Genomic DNA, 15723 nt, shown 5'->3' with positions numbered 1-15723 from the left:
GGATGACTGATCCCGTTGCGTGATCAGACCCGATGGGACACGGAGCGTCCCGGGAGGCATGCCCACGCTGAGCGATGGGCACGATCATCGCTGTTCTTGATGATCGCGCCACTCTGCGTAGTAACGCAGCCCAGGACGCTCCGCGTCCGCTGTCGAATGTGACGCCGGGCGTCACATCCCTCAGATGTCGCTCAACCCTTCCAGCAGCGCCTGATGCTGCTCCGGCGTACCAATACTGATGCGCAGGAACTGTGCGATGCGCTGCTGCTTGAAGTGGCGCACGATCACCCCTTGCTCGCGCAGTTTCGCAGCCAGTCCGGCAGCATCGTGCTGTGGGTGGCGAGCGAAGATGAAGTTGGCGGCTGAAGGCAGGACCTCGAAACCCTTGGCCTGCAGCTGTCCAACCAGCACTTCACGGCTTTCAATGACCTTGTTGCGCGTCATTTCGAAGTGCTCGATATCATCGAATGCCGCAGCAGCGCCCACGTTGGCCATTCGGTCCAGCGGGTAGGAGTTGAAGCTGTTCTTGACCCGCTCCAGCGCTTCGATCAGATCAGGATGACCCACCGCAAGACCGACGCGCAGGCCTGCCAGCGAGCGCGACTTGGACAGGGTCTGGGTCACCAGCAGGTTCGGATAACGATTGACCAGCGAAATCGCGGTCTCGCCGCCGAAGTCGATGTACGCCTCGTCCACGACCACGACCGAATCCGGGCTGGATTTGATGATCTGCTCGACTGTATCCAGCGCCATCAGGCAGCCGGTAGGCGCATTCGGGTTGGGGAAGATGATCCCGGCATTCGGGCGCGCATAATCCTCGACACGGATCTGGAACTGCTCGTCCAGCGCCACGGCTTCATAATCAATGCCATACAGGCCGCAATAGACCGGGTAGAAGCTGTAACTGATGTCCGGGAACAGCAGCGGTGCATCGTGTTTGAACAACCCGTAGAAAATATGGGCCAGCACTTCATCGGAGCCGTTGCCCAGAAACACCTGGTTCGGCTGGACGCTGTAATAACGGGCCACCGCCTGCTTGAGCAGATCGCTGTTGGGATCAGGGTAAAGACGCAGGTCGTCGGTCAGCGCAGCGCGCATGGCGTCAAGCGCCTTGGGCGACGGGCCGTAGGGATTTTCATTGGTATTGAGTTTGACCAGCTTGCTCAGCTTCGGCTGCTCGCCCGGCACATAAGGCACCAGATCGCGAACGAAGAGACTCCAGAACTTGCTCATCAGTTGCCTTCCTCTGTGCTGCCGGCTTTCCAGCTCGGGTCGGTAATTCGGTATTCGGCGCTGCGGGCATGGCCGCTCAGCGATTCGCCACGGGCCAGTACGGATGCCGTCTTGCCCAGTTCCGATGCGCCCTCCGGCGAGCAATAAATGATCGAGGAGCGCTTCTGGAAATCGTAGACACCCAGCGGCGACGAGAAACGCGCCGTGCCGGAGGTCGGCAACACGTGGTTGGGGCCCGCGCAGTAATCGCCCAGCGCCTCGGAGGTGTGACGGCCCATGAAGATCGCTCCTGCGTGACGAATATGCGGCAGCCAGGCTTCAGGGTCGGCCACCGACAACTCCAGGTGCTCGGGGGCAATGCGGTTGGCCACTTCAATGGCCTGCGCCATGTCAGCCACCTTGATCAGCGCGCCGCGACCATTGATGGATGTCTCGACGATGGCCGCACGCTCCATCGTTGGCAGCAGACGAGTGATGCTGGCCGCGACCTTGTCCAGGAACTCAGCGTCCGGACTGACCAGAATCGCCTGCGCGTCTTCGTCATGCTCGGCCTGGGAGAACAGGTCCATCGCGATCCAGTCAGGATCGGTCTGACCGTCACACACCACTAGAATCTCGGAAGGACCTGCGATCATGTCGATGCCCACCTGGCCAAACACGTGGCGCTTGGCCGTGGCGACATAAATGTTGCCCGGGCCGACCACCTTGTCGACCTTCGGCACGCTCTCGGTGCCGTAGGCCAGTGCGGCAACAGCCTGCGCGCCACCAATGGTGAATACACGGTCAACGCCAGCAATGCAGGCCGCAGCCAACACCAGTTCGTTGATCTCGCCACGCGGCGTCGGCACGACCATGACCACCTCGGTCACACCCGCCACCTTGGCGGGAATGGCGTTCATCAACACTGACGAAGGGTAGGACGCCTTGCCGCCCGGTACGTACAGACCGGCACGATCCAGCGGCGTCACCTTCTGGCCAAGCACGGTGCCGTCGGCCTCGGTGTAGCTCCAGGAATCCTGCTTTTGCTTTTCGTGGTAGCTGCGAACCCGCTCGGCGGCTTTCTCGAGCGCCTGACGCTGGACTGGCGTGATGCGTGTCAGCGCGAGTTCCAGACGTTCGCGGGGCAGGATCAGATCGGCCATCGAGGCGACCTGCAGACCATCGAAGCGCTGGGTGAACTCGACCAGTGCAGCGTCGCCTCGCTCACGCACGGCCTTGATGATGTCGAGCACGCGCTGATTGACCGAGTCGTCAGACACACTTTCCCAGCTCAGCAGATGATCCAGATGTCGGGCGAAATCCGGGTCGGCAGCATCGAGTCGGCGAATAGCGGTGGAAGTGGTCATGGCGAGGGCCTCAATAATTGGCGGATGCTCAGGAGCCTAAAGCTACCAAGCTATCCGCGCAGGCACCTGAGAAATTTGGCTATGACACGGATAGCTGGACGCAACTCAACGTTGCGTGATCGGGTCAGCCGCGGTGTCGCGACTCCACTGCCTTGCGCAGGGTGTCGATGAGCGCCTGAATGCGCGCGTGCTGCATTTTCATGGAAGCCTTGTTGACCACCAGACGCGAGCTGATGGTCGCGATCAGTTCCTGCGGTTCAAGACCATTGGCACGCAGGGTGTTGCCGGTGTCGACCACATCGATGATCTTGTCGGCCAGACCGATCAGCGGAGCCAGTTCCATCGAGCCGTACAGCTTGATGATGTCGACCTGACGACCCTGCTCGGCGTAATAACGCTTGGCGACGTTGACGAATTTGGTAGCGACGCGCAGACGGCCCTTGGGCTCTACAGCGCCGATGGCACCGGCGGTCATCAGCTTGCACTTGGCAATCTGCAGATCCAGAGGCTCGTAAAGGCCCTGACCGGTGTATTCCATCAGCACATCCTTGCCCGCCACACCCAGATCGGCGGCGCCATGCTCGACATACGTAGGTACGTCAGTGGCACGCACAATCAGCAGACGCACGTCAGGCTGGGTCGTGGGAATGATGAGCTTGCGGCTCTTGTCCGGATTCTCGGTCGGCACGATGCCTGCTTCAGCGAGAAGCGGCAGGGTGTCGTCAAGAATGCGGCCCTTGGACAGTGCGATGGTCAACATGGGAAACGTAAGTCCTTATCAGGAAACTTTTGGCATGACGCAAACGGCGCATGACAACCCTCCGGCACAGGATGCCCGAGGTGAAACGAATCAGAAATCACACCTGCTATCGAACGACGCCCCCGGCGCACGTGAAGCGCCGGGGACGTTCACCACTAGCCCGGAACGCGACGGATCTTGGCGCCCAGCATCTGCAGCTTCTCTTCGATGCACTCGTAACCACGGTCTATGTGGTAGATGCGGTCGATCAGGGTATCGCCTTCAGCGACCAGAGCCGAAATCACCAGACTGGCCGAAGCACGCAGGTCGGTCGCCATCACTGGCGCGCCCTTGAGGCTTGGCATGCCGGTCACAATGGCCGTGTTGCCTTCCACCTGAATGTGCGCGCCCATGCGGTGCATTTCGTACACGTGCATGAAACGGTTTTCGAAGATGGTTTCGATCACGGCGCCAGTGCCTTCAGCGATGGCGTTAAGCGAAATGAACTGCGCCTGCATGTCGGTCGGGAACGCCGGGTAAGGGGCGGTCCGCACGTTCACAGCCTTGGGCCGCTTGCCGTGCATGTTCAGTTCGATCCAGTCGTTGCCGGTGGTGATCTCGGCGCCGGCTTCCTGGAGCTTGAGCAGCACAGCTTCCAGGATGGTCGGATCGGTGTCCTTGACCTTGACGCGACCGCCAGTGACGGCAGCGGCAACCAGATAGGTACCGGTTTCGATACGGTCAGGCATGACCTTGTAGGTCGCCGAACCCAGACGCTTCACGCCATCGATGGTGATGGTGTCGGTGCCTGCGCCGTGGATTTTTGCACCCATGGCGATCAGGAAGTTGGCCAGATCGACCACTTCAGGCTCACGCGCAGCGTTCTGCAGCACGCTGCGACCGTTCGCCAGGCTCGCGGCCATCATGATGTTCTCGGTACCGGTCACGCTCACGGTATCGAAGAAGAAATTGGCACCACGCAGGCCGCCTTCCGGCGCCTTTGCCTTGATGTAGCCGCCTTCGACGTCGATGACCGCGCCCATGGCTTCAAGACCACGGATGTGCAGGTCGACCGGACGCGAACCGATGGCGCAACCGCCAGGCAATGCGACTTCCGCTTCGCCGAAGCGGGCGACCATCGGTCCGAGTACCAGGATCGACGCACGCATGGTCTTGACCAGTTCGTACGGTGCAATGAGGGTCTTGATGGTGCGAGGATCGATTTCCACGCTCAGCTTTTCGTCGATCACAGGCTCGATGCCCATGCGGCCGAACAGCTCGATCATGGTGGTGATGTCGTGCAGGTGCGGCAGGTTCTGAACGGTAACCGGCCCATCGGCCAGCAGGGTCGCAGCCAGGATCGGCAGCGCAGCGTTCTTTGCCCCGGAGATGCGAATTTCGCCATCAAGGCGAGCGCCACCGGTAATAATCAATTTATCCATTAGAATCTCGACACCAATTGGCTCAGGTGCGCTCGGCCCAGGCAGCGCGGCTGAAAAATTTCATAGTCACCGCGTGGATACTGCCATCGGCAATCCAAGGGTTCAGATGGGCATAAATCTGTTGCTGACGCTTGACGGGGCTCAATGTGGCCATCTCGTCACTGATCACGTTCAGCTGGAAGTTGCAGCCTTCGCCTTCGACTTCCACGTTGATTTCGGGCAGCTTTCCTTCAAGGAAGGCTTTCACTTCTAGGGCCTGCATGCTTAACCTCGATCGGCGCTGAACGCGCGCGGGTCGGCCATGATACAAAAAAGCCCATGCTATGCGAACCCCGATGACAGGGTGCCGGACAGAGGGCTTTTCCGATTGACCTGTTAATGGATGTCCAGAAGCTCGTTCAGTCCGGAAACCTGGGCAATTTTACGCATGTCTTCGGGCAGCGACTGCACCTTGATCGACTTGCCGGCTTCGCTGGCATCCCGCATGAACGCCAGCAGCAGGGCAAGGCCCACGCTGCTGGATTTCTCGACGCCCGAGCAGTCCAGCGTCAGGGTGTCGAGGTCGCCGGACCTGATCAGCGCCGCGCCCTGCTTGCGCAGTTGCGGCCCGCTGCGGTAATCCAGAACCCCGACCAGCTTCAGCTCGCCAGGCCCGACCAGACGGACAGCTGTCTCACTCATTGCGCAGGCTTCTGTGCAGCTTCGTCGGTGGTTTCCTTGGCCTTGGCGACTTCGCCAGCCCAGCCATTGATTGTCTTGTCCAGATCGTTGCCGTTGCGCTGCATGGCGTCGGCGAACTGATCGCGGAACAATTTACCAATGTTGATACCGTTAATGATGACGTTACGCACCTTCCACTCACCATTGACCATCTCAAGGGTGTAGGAAACCGGGTAAACCGCACCGTTATTGCCTTTGACCTGCATGTCTACGCTGGTCCGGTCGGCACCTTCCTGCTTGGCAGGCGAAACGGTAATGCCCTGATTGTTGTACTCCAGCAAGGCGTTACCGTAGAACTGCATCAGGCTGCGCTTGAAGTTTTCCTGAAAGCGCTGCATCTGCTCAGGCGTGGCCTTGCGCGAATACTTGACCGTCATGATGCTGCGGGAAATGCCATCGGCATCCACCACAGGGCCGACGATGCGGTTCAGGGCATCATAGAAGGCGCCTGGATTGGCTTTGTACTGCTCTCTGTTGGTCGCCAGATCGCTCAGCAATTCCTTGGTGGTGCGATCCACAAGGTCGTGGGCCGACGTTGCTGGTGCGGCATTGGCCAGCATCGGCAGTGCGGCCAGCAATACCAAAAGGCCACGGCGCAGAATCGAGATCATTTATAGCTCCTCATTTGGCGTCTTTGCTTACAGTATTGAGCAGGAACTTCCCGATCAGGTCCTCAAGAACGAGGGATGACTGCGTGTCATGGATGGTCGAGCCATCCTTGAGCAGCGCTTGATCGCCACCTACGCTCAAACCAATGTATTTCTCACCCAGCAGACCCGCCGTCAGGATCGACGCCGTGGAGTCTGCCGGAAGGTTGTCTACCTTCTTCTGGATCTCCAGCGTGACACGACCGGTATAGGTGTCGCGATCCAGATCGATCGCGGTGACCCGGCCGATCGTGACGCCGGCCATGCTTACCTTGGCTCTGACAGTCAAACCGGCAATATTGTCGAAGTAGGCATAAAGTTTATAACTGTCGTTGGTCGCACTGGTGCTCAGACCACTGACTCGCAGGGCCAGCAAGAGCAGAGCCAGTATCCCGGCCAGCAGGAACAGGCCGACACCGGTTTCGATGGCGCGGTTTTGCATCAGAAATCTCCAAACATCAAGGCGGTCAAAATAAAGTCCAGGCCCAACACTGCAAGCGAGGCATACACCACGGTCTTGGTCGTCGCACGGCTGATCCCCTCGGAAGTGGGATCGCAGTCATAACCCTGGAAAACGGCAATCCATGTCACCACAAAAGCAAATACGACGCTTTTGATGACCCCATTGAGCACATCGTTCGTGAAGGAAACGCTGTTCTGCATGTTCGACCAGAAGGAGCCCTGATAGACGCCCAGCCAGTCGATCGCTACCCAGGATCCACCCCAGATGCCGACCACGCTGAAAATCATCGCCAGAATCGGCAACGAAATGAAACCTGCCCACAGACGCGGCGCAACGATGTACTTGAGCGGATCGACACCGATCATCTCCAGGCTCGACAACTGCTCCGTAGACTTCATGTTGCCGATCTCGGCGGTCAGTGCGGAACCCGCACGGCCAGCGAACAGTAGAGCGGTCACGACCGGCCCCAGTTCACGCAACAGCGTCAGCGCAACCATCTGCCCGACCGCTTGCTCGGAACCGTATTTGGTCAGGATGCTGAAACCCTGCAGCGCCAGCACCATGCCGATGAATGCACCGGAGACGACAATAATGACCAGCGACATGACGCCGACCGAGTACAGCTGCTTGACCAGCAATTGAAAACTGCTGCCGGTCCCGCCGCGCCCCAGCAGGGCATTGCCGAGAAATATTCCCGAACGGCCCAGCACGGTAACGATATCTATGGCCGCACGCCCAAGCAGGCGGATACGGTCCATCAATGACTTCTTGCGCATCAGCGCTTCCCCAACAGGTCTTCGCGGAAATCCGGCGCAGGATAATGAAATGGCACAGGGCCGTCTGGTTCGCCGGTCATGAATTGACGAATGCGCGGATTGTCCGAGGACATCAGTTCCTGCGGCGTGCCCTGCCCCAGCACCTGTCCGTCACCGACGACGTACAGGTAATCGGCAATGCTCGCGGTTTCGCTCAGGTCATGGGACACCACGATGCTGGTAATGCCCAGTGCATCGTTGAGCAGCCTGATCAGACGCACCAGAACGCCCATTGCAATGGGGTCCTGCCCGACAAAGGGTTCGTCGTACATGAGAATCTGTGGATCAAGGGCAATGGCACGCGCCAGCGCAACACGGCGCTTCATGCCACCTGACAGTTCGTCAGGCATCAGTTCGACCGCCCCGCGCAGCCCGACGGCCTGCAGCTTGAGCAGCACGATATCGCGGATCATCTCTTCCGGCAGTTCGGTGTGAACACGCAGCGGGAATGCCACGTTTTCGAACACGTCCAGATCGGTGAACAGCGCGCCGCTCTGAAACAGCACGCCCATCTGCTTGCGGGCGTCGAACAGGTCACTGCGCGACAGATCCGGCAGGTTCTGGCCGTTGACCCACACCTGACCTTCGCTCGGACGCAGCTGTGCGCCCATCAGGCGCAGCAGCGTAGTCTTGCCGCAGCCGGAAGGCCCCATGATCCCGGTGACTTTGCCCCGAGGAATACGAATATCGACATTATTGAAAATGCTGCGCGTGCCGCGTTTGAAGGAAACCCCTTTCAACTCGACCGCGTAAGCGTTATCAGGACTCATCTAAACTCCTTGCGATACAGCCTCCCTCCTCAGCCGCCAACCCCCAAAGGGAGACAAGCCGTCCAGGCGGGCCGAACGAGCGGCGGACTATACCATCGCAGCGACACGCCACCCAAGAAGAGAACCAGTAGGTTCAGATATTCACCGGATAACCATTAAGCGCCCCATCAGCAGCGCCGTTTGCAGTGCAACCTGCACCGCCCAGCTACAGACCCTCCAAAGCGTAGGAAATTCGTTTATAAAAAACACAACGACGATCAGACGTGAGGGAATCGTACATTACCGCTATAATCGCCGCCTTTCAGCAGGCCGACCATTTCAAGTTATGAACCAATCCAGTGACCTGATTCAATCCGCGCAACGCACCATCCGCCTCGAGATCGAAGCCGTAGAAGGCTTGCTGGGCCGTCTTGATGCCGATTTCGTGCGTGCGTGCGAGATGATCCTGGCCAGCAAGGGACGTGTCGTCGTGGTCGGAATGGGCAAGTCCGGACATATCGGCAACAAGATCGCCGCGACGCTGGCGAGCACCGGCACCACGTCCTTTTTCGTTCACCCGGCCGAAGCGAGCCATGGCGACATGGGCATGATCACCCGTGACGACATCATTCTTGCGCTGTCCAACTCGGGCACCACCAACGAAATCGTCACCCTGCTGCCTTTGATCAAACGACTGGGCATCAGGATGATCAGCCTGACCGGCAACCCCGAGTCGACCCTGGCCAAGGCCGCAGACGTCAATCTGAACGTACAGGTCGAGCATGAAGCCTGCCCGTTGAATCTGGCGCCAACCTCATCGACTACCGCTACGCTGGTGATGGGTGATGCGCTGGCCGTTGCGCTGCTTGAAGCCCGGGGCTTCACAGCCGAAGACTTTGCCTTCTCCCATCCGGGAGGTGCGCTGGGACGACGCCTGCTGCTCAAGGTCGAACACGTCATGCATTCCGGCGATGCCCTGCCCGTGGTTCAACGCGGCACGCTGTTGCGTGATGCGCTGTTGGAGATGACGCGCAAGGGCCTGGGCATGACGGCAATTCTGGAAGCCGATGGCACGCTGGCCGGAATATTCACCGACGGCGATCTACGTCGCACACTGGATCGCCCGGTCGACATCCGTGAAACGACCATCGATGAGGTCATGACAGTTCATGGCAAGACGGCCCATGCAGACATGCTGGCCGCCGAAGCCCTGAAAATCATGGAAGACTACAAGATCGGCGCGCTGATCGTGGTTGATGCGAACGACCGACCGACGGGTGCGTTCAACCTGCAGGATCTACTGCGCGCGGGAGTGATGTAAATGCAGACTCAGGCAGCGAACAGCGAACTGATGCAACGCGGCAAAGCCATCAAACTGGCGATTTTCGACGTCGATGGCGTACTGACCGATGGCCGGCTGTACTTCCTGGAAGACGGCAGCGAATTCAAGACATTCAACACACTCGACGGCCAAGGCATCAAAATGCTGATAGCCTCCGGAGTGACCACTGCCATTATCAGCGGCAGAAAGACACCTGTGGTCGAGCGTCGGGCAAAAAACCTCGGCATCGAGCACCTTTATCAGGGTCGCGAAGACAAGCTGGTGGTGCTGGACCAACTGCTGGCCGAATTGAACCTGAGTTACGAACAGGTCGCCTATCTGGGCGATGATCTGCCAGACTTGCCGGTCATACGACGCGTCGGTCTGGGCATGGCGGTTGCCAATGCGGCCGGTTTTGTCCGCCAACACGCTCACGGCGTTACACAGGCGCGCGGCGGCGAAGGTGCTGCACGCGAATTCTGCGAACTGATCCTGAGCGCGCAAGGCAACCTTGAAGCGGCCCACTCCGCCTATCTATAGAAGCCATTTATGTTCAGCAAGAAAATTCGAAAGCTGGTGTTTTTCGGGGTGCTGGTACTGTTGTTCGGTGCCGTAGGCTACTGGAACATCAACCCGGAAAGCTTCATGGACCAGCCGGTGAGCTCGGTCGACGAGAACGTCATTGACTACTATGCGGTCAATACGCACACCCATCAGTACCTGCCCGACGGTGGCCTTCAGTACGAAATGACGGCTGACAAGGTCGAGCACATCAAGGCCACTGACGTGACACTGTTGACCACACCCGACCTGCAGATGTATCGCGGCACCGAGTTCCCCTGGCATGTGCAGAGCAAGCAGGGCGAGGTCTCCCCGGGAGGCGAACAGGTAGAATTGATCGACTCGGTTCGCGTTGCGCGCACTGACGAAAAACAACGTACGACTATCATCACCAGTAGTCGCATGACCGTATTCCCACAGAAGCAATATGCGCAGACCGACCAAGACGTTAGAATCGACGCCGCGGGCGGTGTCACTACGGCCAAGGGAATGAAAGCATATTTGAAAGACAGCAGGATGGACCTGCTGTCCAACGTCAGAGGACAGTATGAGGCTCGTTAAAACTCTTCCTTTTTTGCTCGGCCTGGGCGCAGCACTGGGAAGCGCGAGCGCCTGGTCCCTGCCAACCGACCGTGATCAGCCAATCCACATCCAGTCCGACGATGCGCAGCTTGATGACAAGAAAGGCGTGGCCACCTACAAGGGCAACGTCATCATCACGCAGGGTTCGATGAAGATCACAGGCAACACCGTGACCATCACACGCAACGCTCAGGGCGAAGTGGATATCTTCACGTCTGTCGGCAACCTGGCCTACTACGAGCAGAAGCCGTCGGTAGACAAGCCGATCGTGCAGGCATATGCCGTCACCATTCAGTATTACGCCGCTCAGGACCGTATCGTCCTGATCGACAAGGCCAAGGTCGTCAACGACGGCAACACGTCCGAAGGCGAGAAGATCGTCTATGACACGGTCAGGCAGGTCGTCAGTGCGGGCCGTGCCAATGGTGGCGCGAAAGTGACCACGCCACGTCCGCGGATCGACATGGTCATTCAGCCTAAAAAGAAAACCGATCAACCGCAGAAGGCCCAGTAATGGCGACGCTTAAAGCCCAGCATCTGGCTAAAAGCTACAAAAGCCGTCAGGTCGTGCGCGATGTGAGCATTTCCATCGACAGCGGCCAGATTGTCGGTCTGCTGGGCCCCAACGGCGCCGGCAAGACCACCTGCTTCTACATGATTGTCGGGCTGGTACAGGCCGATCAGGGCCGCGTGCTGATCGATGATCTGGACGTCAGCCATCAGCCCATGCACGGCCGCGCCCGTGCAGGTATCGGCTACCTGCCGCAGGAAGCCTCGATCTTCCGCAAGCTGTCGGTCTCCGACAACATCATGGCGATCCTCGAGACCCGCAAGGAACTCGATGCCGCTGCGCGACGCAAGGAACTGGAAAGCCTCCTGCAGGAGTTCCACATCACGCACATTCGCGACAACCTCGGGATGAGCCTCTCGGGTGGCGAACGTCGCCGTGTCGAGATCGCACGCGCTCTGGCGACAGCCCCAAAGTTCATCCTTCTGGACGAACCCTTCGCGGGCGTAGACCCTATTTCAGTCGGCGACATCAAGCAGATCATTCACCACCTCAAGGCCAAGGGCATTGGCGTGCTGATCACGGACCACAACGTTCGCGAGACGCTGGATATCTGTGAAACAGCCTATATCGTCAACGACGGGCAATTGATCGCAGAAGGCGACTCGCAAACCATTCTGGCCAACCAGCTGGTTAAAGAAGTCTATCTGGGTCACGAATTCCGCCTGTAAAAGCCGCATTCGAAAAAGCCGCATCCGGCCTGTCAAGGCCTCCAATATCGGTGCGGCTTGTTGACAACGTATTATTTCTAGTAACGCTCTAGGCAAACGCTCTGCTTTCAGGCATATAATTTGCTTAAGTTGGCGTTTCGGCGCCTGTAGTGGATGGCGCGAGAGCGCCGGCGAATAAGGTGTTTAGCCCCTGCCATGAAACCATCGCTAGTCTTGAGAATGGGCCAGCAGCTGACGATGACACCGCAGCTGCAACAGGCAATCCGCTTACTTCAGCTATCCACACTGGACCTCCAGCAGGAGATCCAGGAGGCGCTGGAATCAAACCCTATGCTGGAACGCCAGGAGGAAGGCGACGACTTCGACAACTCCGACCCGATGGCGGACAACATCGAACAAAAGCCCAACCCCGATGTTCAGGAACCGACCTATCAGGAATCTGCACCTACCGTAGACAACCTTGAAGAAGGTGAATGGAACGAACGCATTCCCAATGAGCTGCCCGTCGACACGGCCTGGGAAGACATCTACCAGACCAGCGCCAGCAGCCTGCCCAGCAATGACGATGATGAATGGGATTTCACCACCCGCACATCCGTTGGCGAAAGCCTGCAAAGCCATCTGCTCTGGCAGCTCAACGTCGCCCCGATGTCCGACAAGGACCGCCTGGTCGCCGTCACGCTGATCGACTGCATCAACAATCAGGGTTATCTCGACGAGACCCTTGAAGAGATTCTCGAATCCTTCGATCCCGAGCTGGATATCGAACTCGATGAGATCGAAGCCGTTCTGCACCGCATACAGCAATTCGAACCGGCCGGTATCGGCGCTCGCACCCTGAGCGAATGCCTGCTGCTGCAACTGCGTCAGCTGCCGGCAAAAACGCCCTGGCTGAGCGAAGCGCAGCGTCTGGTCACCGATTACATCGACCTGCTGGGCAGCCGTGACTACGCCCAGCTCATGCGCCGCATGAAGATCAAGGAAGACGAACTTCGTCAGGTCATCGAACTGGTGCAGAGTCTGAATCCGCGCCCAGGTTCGCAGATCGAGTCCACCGAAGCCGAGTACGTCATTCCCGATGTCATCGTGCGCAAGGACAACGAACGCTGGCTGGTGGAGCTGAACCAGGAATCGGTGCCGCGCCTGCGGGTCAATCCGCAATATGCAGGCTTCGTGCGCCGCGCAGACACCAGCGCCGACAACACCTTCATGCGCAATCAGTTGCAGGAAGCCCGCTGGTTCATCAAGAGCCTGCAGAGCCGCAACGAGACGCTGATGAAGGTCGCCACCCAGATCGTCGAGCATCAGCGCGGCTTTTTGGAGTACGGCGATGAGGCCATGAAGCCGCTGGTACTGCACGACATCGCCGAAGCGGTGGGCATGCATGAATCAACGATTTCCCGCGTGACCACGCAGAAGTTCATGCACACGCCACGCGGCATTTACGAGCTGAAATACTTCTTCTCCAGCCATGTCAGCACCTCGGAAGGCGGCGAGTGCTCGTCCACGGCAATTCGCGCGATCATCAAAAAACTGGTCGCGGCGGAAAATCAGAAAAAGCCGTTGAGTGATAGCAAGATCGCTGGTTTACTGGAGGCACAAGGCATTCAAGTAGCCCGTCGCACAGTTGCCAAATACCGCGAATCTCTTGGGATTGCACCCTCCAGCGAGCGCAAGCGACTGATGTGATGCAGGCCGAGCCACAGCGTTCCAGTGGCAGGCACCACGCCTGCCTCTTTATGCACTGGCAAAGGAGAAGCTGTATGCAAGTCAACATCAGTGGACACCAACTGGAAGTGACCAAGCCACTTCGTGAATACGTTGAGCTCAAGCTCAAGAAACTCGAAGGGCATTTTGACAAGATTACAAACGTGCAGGTCACGATGGCGGTCGAGAAGCTGAAACAGAAGATCGAAGCCACGCTGCATATCCACGGTGGAGAGGTAGTTGCCAATGCTGAACATGACGACATGTACGCGGCCATCGACCTGCTCACTGACAAGCTCGACAGACAATTGCTCAAGCATAAGGAAAAGCAGCAAAGTATCCTCAAGGGTGCAAACGCTCGCTGACGCTCATCACACATGATCCGACTTGAAGAAATCCTGACCCCCGGCCGTTCCGAAGTGAACGTGCCGGGCGGCAGCAAGAAAAGCGTACTCGAACATATTGCCCGACTGATCGGCCGCGAAGTACCGGGGCTTGATTGGGAAACAGTATTCAAAGCGCTCGTTGCCCGTGAAAAACTGGGATCTACCGGTTTCGGCAATGGCATTGCCATTCCTCACTGCCGTCTTGCCACCTGTGGCGAGCCTGTCAGTGCCGTCATTCATCTCAACGACTCCGTGGACTTCGATGCCATCGACGGCGCGCCTGTCGACCTGCTGTTCGTGCTGCTGGTCCCGGAAGCCGCCACAGACAAGCACCTGGAGTTGCTGCGCCAGATCGCCAGCATGCTCGACTCCAAGGATGTCCGGACACGCCTGCGCAGCGCCAAGACCAATGAAGCGCTCTATCAAGTGGTGCTAGACGTGCAGAACGGCAACTGAACATGCGCATGATCATCGTGAGTGGCCGCTCCGGCTCGGGCAAAAGCACGGCGCTCGATGTACTGGAAGACAGCGGCTTCTACTGCGTCGACAACCTGCCTGCCGGATTGCTTCCGGAGCTCGCCGAACGCGCCTTGATCAATACCGAACTGGCCGAACCGCTGTTGGCCGTTTCCATCGATGCCCGCAACCTGCCCAGTCACCTGACCCGCTTCCCGGCCATGCTCGACGAGGTCCGTGGGCGCAATATCCAGTGCGATGTGCTGTATCTGGATGCCGATGAAGCCACCCTGCTCAAGCGCTTTTCCGAGACCCGCCGCCGCCATCCGCTGAGCACATCGGACCGTTCACTGGCCGAGGCGATACGTGACGAGAGTACGCTGCTCGGGCCGATCATCGATCTGGCCGATCTCAAGATCAACACGACCCACCTTAATCTCTACCAACTGCGCGATACGCTCAAGCTGCGCCTGCTGAACAAGCCGGAGCCAGGCACTGCCTTTCTGATCGAGTCGTTCGGCTTCAAGCGCGGCATGCCGGTCGATGCGGACCTGGTCTTTGATGTGCGCTGCCTGCCCAATCCGTACTGGAAACCCGAGCTGCGTGATCATTCGGGACTTGAGCAACCTGTCATCGATTATCTGGCGGTACAACCCGACGTCGAAGAAATGTTTCAGGACATCTCTTCCTATCTCGCCAAATGGCTGCCCCGCTTCGCCGCAAGCAATCGTTCCTATGTGACCATTGCCATTGGCTGCACGGGCGGGCATCACCGGTCTGTCTATCTGACGGAGCGACTGGGTCAGGTCCTGCAACCATTACTCAAGAACGTTCAGGTTCGCCACCGCGACCTCAGCTGAAAGGAACACCTCTGCGATGCCCGCTCGTCAAATCACCATCATCAACAAACTGGGCCTGCATGCCCGCGCAGCCGCCAAGTTCGTAGGCGTCGCCGGCAAACACCCTTGCCAGATACGGGTTGGCCGCTCGCCTGAGAGCATGGTCGACGGCAAAAGCATCATGGCCGTGATGATGCTGGCGGCTGGCAAAGGCACCGAGATCTATCTGTCGACTGAAGGCGAAGGCGAGCAGGAAGCACTGGATGGCCTGGTCGAGCTGATCAACAACAAGTTTGACGAAGGCGAGTAAACGAACTCCCTGCACGGCGCTGATCGCTCATCGTTATACACAAGTTCGCCTCAACACTGATCGTGCCCATCGCTCCGCGTGGGCATGCCGCCCGTGACGCTCCGCGTCACACATGGCACAGACTGTGGATTCAGTGAGCCGAGCGCACGGCTCAGGTCACCTTTGCGC

General features: G+C 58.6%; 20 protein-coding genes. 10 read left to right on the top strand and 10 right to left on the bottom strand.

Annotated features, from left to right (window positions below):
- Positions 1-180: 180 nt before the first annotated feature.
- The 10 genes from hisC to QRN20_RS09415 form a co-directional block, all read right to left on the bottom strand.
- Complete coding sequence (hisC, locus tag QRN20_RS09460) at positions 181-1233, bottom strand: histidinol-phosphate transaminase (RefSeq protein WP_122413630.1); 1053 nt, start codon at positions 1231-1233, stop codon at positions 181-183.
- Entirely contained in the window at positions 1233-2579 is a 1347-nt protein-coding gene (gene hisD, locus QRN20_RS09455; protein ID WP_029243312.1) for a histidinol dehydrogenase, read from the bottom strand. The genes hisC and hisD overlap by 1 nt, the downstream gene beginning before the upstream one ends.
- 124 nt (positions 2580-2703) lie before the next feature.
- Positions 2704-3339 carry an ATP phosphoribosyltransferase gene (gene hisG, locus QRN20_RS09450; RefSeq protein ID WP_004881537.1) on the bottom strand — a complete coding sequence of 212 codons (636 nt, stop codon included), beginning with the start codon at positions 3337-3339 and terminating at the stop codon, positions 2704-2706.
- Between the two features lie 155 nt (positions 3340-3494).
- Positions 3495-4760: a UDP-N-acetylglucosamine 1-carboxyvinyltransferase gene (murA, locus tag QRN20_RS09445; RefSeq protein ID WP_029243313.1), complete on the bottom strand. Its 1266-nt coding sequence runs from the start codon at positions 4758-4760 to the stop codon at positions 3495-3497.
- Positions 4761-4782: 22 nt separating this feature from the next.
- Positions 4783-5022 carry a BolA family protein gene (locus QRN20_RS09440; protein ID WP_004881539.1) on the bottom strand — a complete coding sequence of 80 codons (240 nt, stop codon included), beginning with the start codon at positions 5020-5022 and terminating at the stop codon, positions 4783-4785.
- A gap of 113 nt (positions 5023-5135) precedes the next feature.
- On the bottom strand, positions 5136-5441 hold the full coding sequence (locus QRN20_RS09435) for an STAS domain-containing protein (protein WP_004881540.1): 306 nt from the start codon (positions 5439-5441) through the stop codon (positions 5136-5138).
- On the bottom strand, positions 5438-6091 hold the full coding sequence (locus QRN20_RS09430; protein WP_004881541.1) for an MlaC/ttg2D family ABC transporter substrate-binding protein: 654 nt from the start codon (positions 6089-6091) through the stop codon (positions 5438-5440). The genes QRN20_RS09435 and QRN20_RS09430 overlap by 4 nt, the downstream gene beginning before the upstream one ends.
- Before the next feature lie 10 nt (positions 6092-6101).
- Entirely contained in the window at positions 6102-6569 is a 468-nt protein-coding gene (gene mlaD, locus QRN20_RS09425; protein ID WP_004881542.1) for an outer membrane lipid asymmetry maintenance protein MlaD, read from the bottom strand.
- The gene (gene mlaE, locus QRN20_RS09420) at positions 6569-7366 is read right to left on the bottom strand and encodes a lipid asymmetry maintenance ABC transporter permease subunit MlaE (RefSeq protein ID WP_004881543.1); all 798 of its coding nucleotides are present in this window, start codon (positions 7364-7366) and stop codon (positions 6569-6571) included. Before mlaE ends, mlaD begins: the two co-directional genes overlap by 1 nt.
- On the bottom strand, positions 7366-8175 hold the full coding sequence (locus QRN20_RS09415; protein WP_004881544.1) for an ATP-binding cassette domain-containing protein: 810 nt from the start codon (positions 8173-8175) through the stop codon (positions 7366-7368). The genes mlaE and QRN20_RS09415 overlap by 1 nt, the downstream gene beginning before the upstream one ends.
- A 325-nt stretch (positions 8176-8500) precedes the next feature.
- Here QRN20_RS09415 and QRN20_RS09410 point away from each other — a divergent pair, with 325 nt between their 5' ends.
- The 10 genes from QRN20_RS09410 to QRN20_RS09365 all read left to right on the top strand — a co-directional run bounded on the left by QRN20_RS09410 (position 8501) and on the right by QRN20_RS09365 (position 15555).
- A complete protein-coding gene (locus QRN20_RS09410) occupies positions 8501-9475 on the top strand; it encodes a KpsF/GutQ family sugar-phosphate isomerase (RefSeq protein ID WP_043304872.1) in 975 nt (324 codons plus the stop codon).
- The gene (locus QRN20_RS09405) at positions 9476-10015 is read left to right on the top strand and encodes a KdsC family phosphatase (protein WP_004881546.1); all 540 of its coding nucleotides are present in this window, start codon (positions 9476-9478) and stop codon (positions 10013-10015) included.
- Between the two features lie 9 nt (positions 10016-10024).
- Positions 10025-10597, top strand: a complete 573-nt coding sequence (gene lptC / locus QRN20_RS09400) for an LPS export ABC transporter periplasmic protein LptC (protein ID WP_004881547.1) — start codon at positions 10025-10027, stop codon at positions 10595-10597.
- Positions 10584-11132, top strand: coding sequence for a lipopolysaccharide transport periplasmic protein LptA (gene lptA / locus QRN20_RS09395; protein ID WP_004881548.1), 549 nt, complete (start codon positions 10584-10586; stop codon positions 11130-11132). Before lptC ends, lptA begins: the two co-directional genes overlap by 14 nt.
- Positions 11132-11857 carry an LPS export ABC transporter ATP-binding protein gene (lptB, locus tag QRN20_RS09390; protein WP_004881549.1) on the top strand — a complete coding sequence of 242 codons (726 nt, stop codon included), beginning with the start codon at positions 11132-11134 and terminating at the stop codon, positions 11855-11857. The genes lptA and lptB overlap by 1 nt, the downstream gene beginning before the upstream one ends.
- Before the next feature lie 195 nt (positions 11858-12052).
- Positions 12053-13546 carry an RNA polymerase factor sigma-54 gene (locus QRN20_RS09385; RefSeq protein WP_004881550.1) on the top strand — a complete coding sequence of 498 codons (1494 nt, stop codon included), beginning with the start codon at positions 12053-12055 and terminating at the stop codon, positions 13544-13546.
- A 74-nt stretch (positions 13547-13620) separates the two neighbouring features.
- Entirely contained in the window at positions 13621-13929 is a 309-nt protein-coding gene (gene hpf, locus QRN20_RS09380; protein WP_004881551.1) for a ribosome hibernation-promoting factor, HPF/YfiA family, read from the top strand.
- A gap of 12 nt (positions 13930-13941) precedes the next feature.
- Complete coding sequence (ptsN, locus tag QRN20_RS09375) at positions 13942-14406, top strand: PTS IIA-like nitrogen regulatory protein PtsN (RefSeq protein WP_004881552.1); 465 nt, start codon at positions 13942-13944, stop codon at positions 14404-14406.
- Between the two features lie 2 nt (positions 14407-14408).
- Positions 14409-15266, top strand: a complete 858-nt coding sequence (gene rapZ, locus QRN20_RS09370) for an RNase adapter RapZ (RefSeq protein ID WP_004881553.1) — start codon at positions 14409-14411, stop codon at positions 15264-15266.
- Positions 15267-15282: 16 nt separating this feature from the next.
- Positions 15283-15555 carry an HPr family phosphocarrier protein gene (locus QRN20_RS09365; protein ID WP_122413628.1) on the top strand — a complete coding sequence of 91 codons (273 nt, stop codon included), beginning with the start codon at positions 15283-15285 and terminating at the stop codon, positions 15553-15555.
- Positions 15556-15723 lie beyond the last annotated feature (168 nt).

It is taken from the genome of Pseudomonas sp. fls2-241-TYG-175 (assembly GCF_030209155.1).
GTDB lineage: Bacteria > Pseudomonadota > Gammaproteobacteria > Pseudomonadales > Pseudomonadaceae > Aquipseudomonas > Aquipseudomonas viridiflava.
Note: the sequence above shows the minus strand (reverse complement) of the source record. Positions and strands in the feature narration are given on the sequence as shown.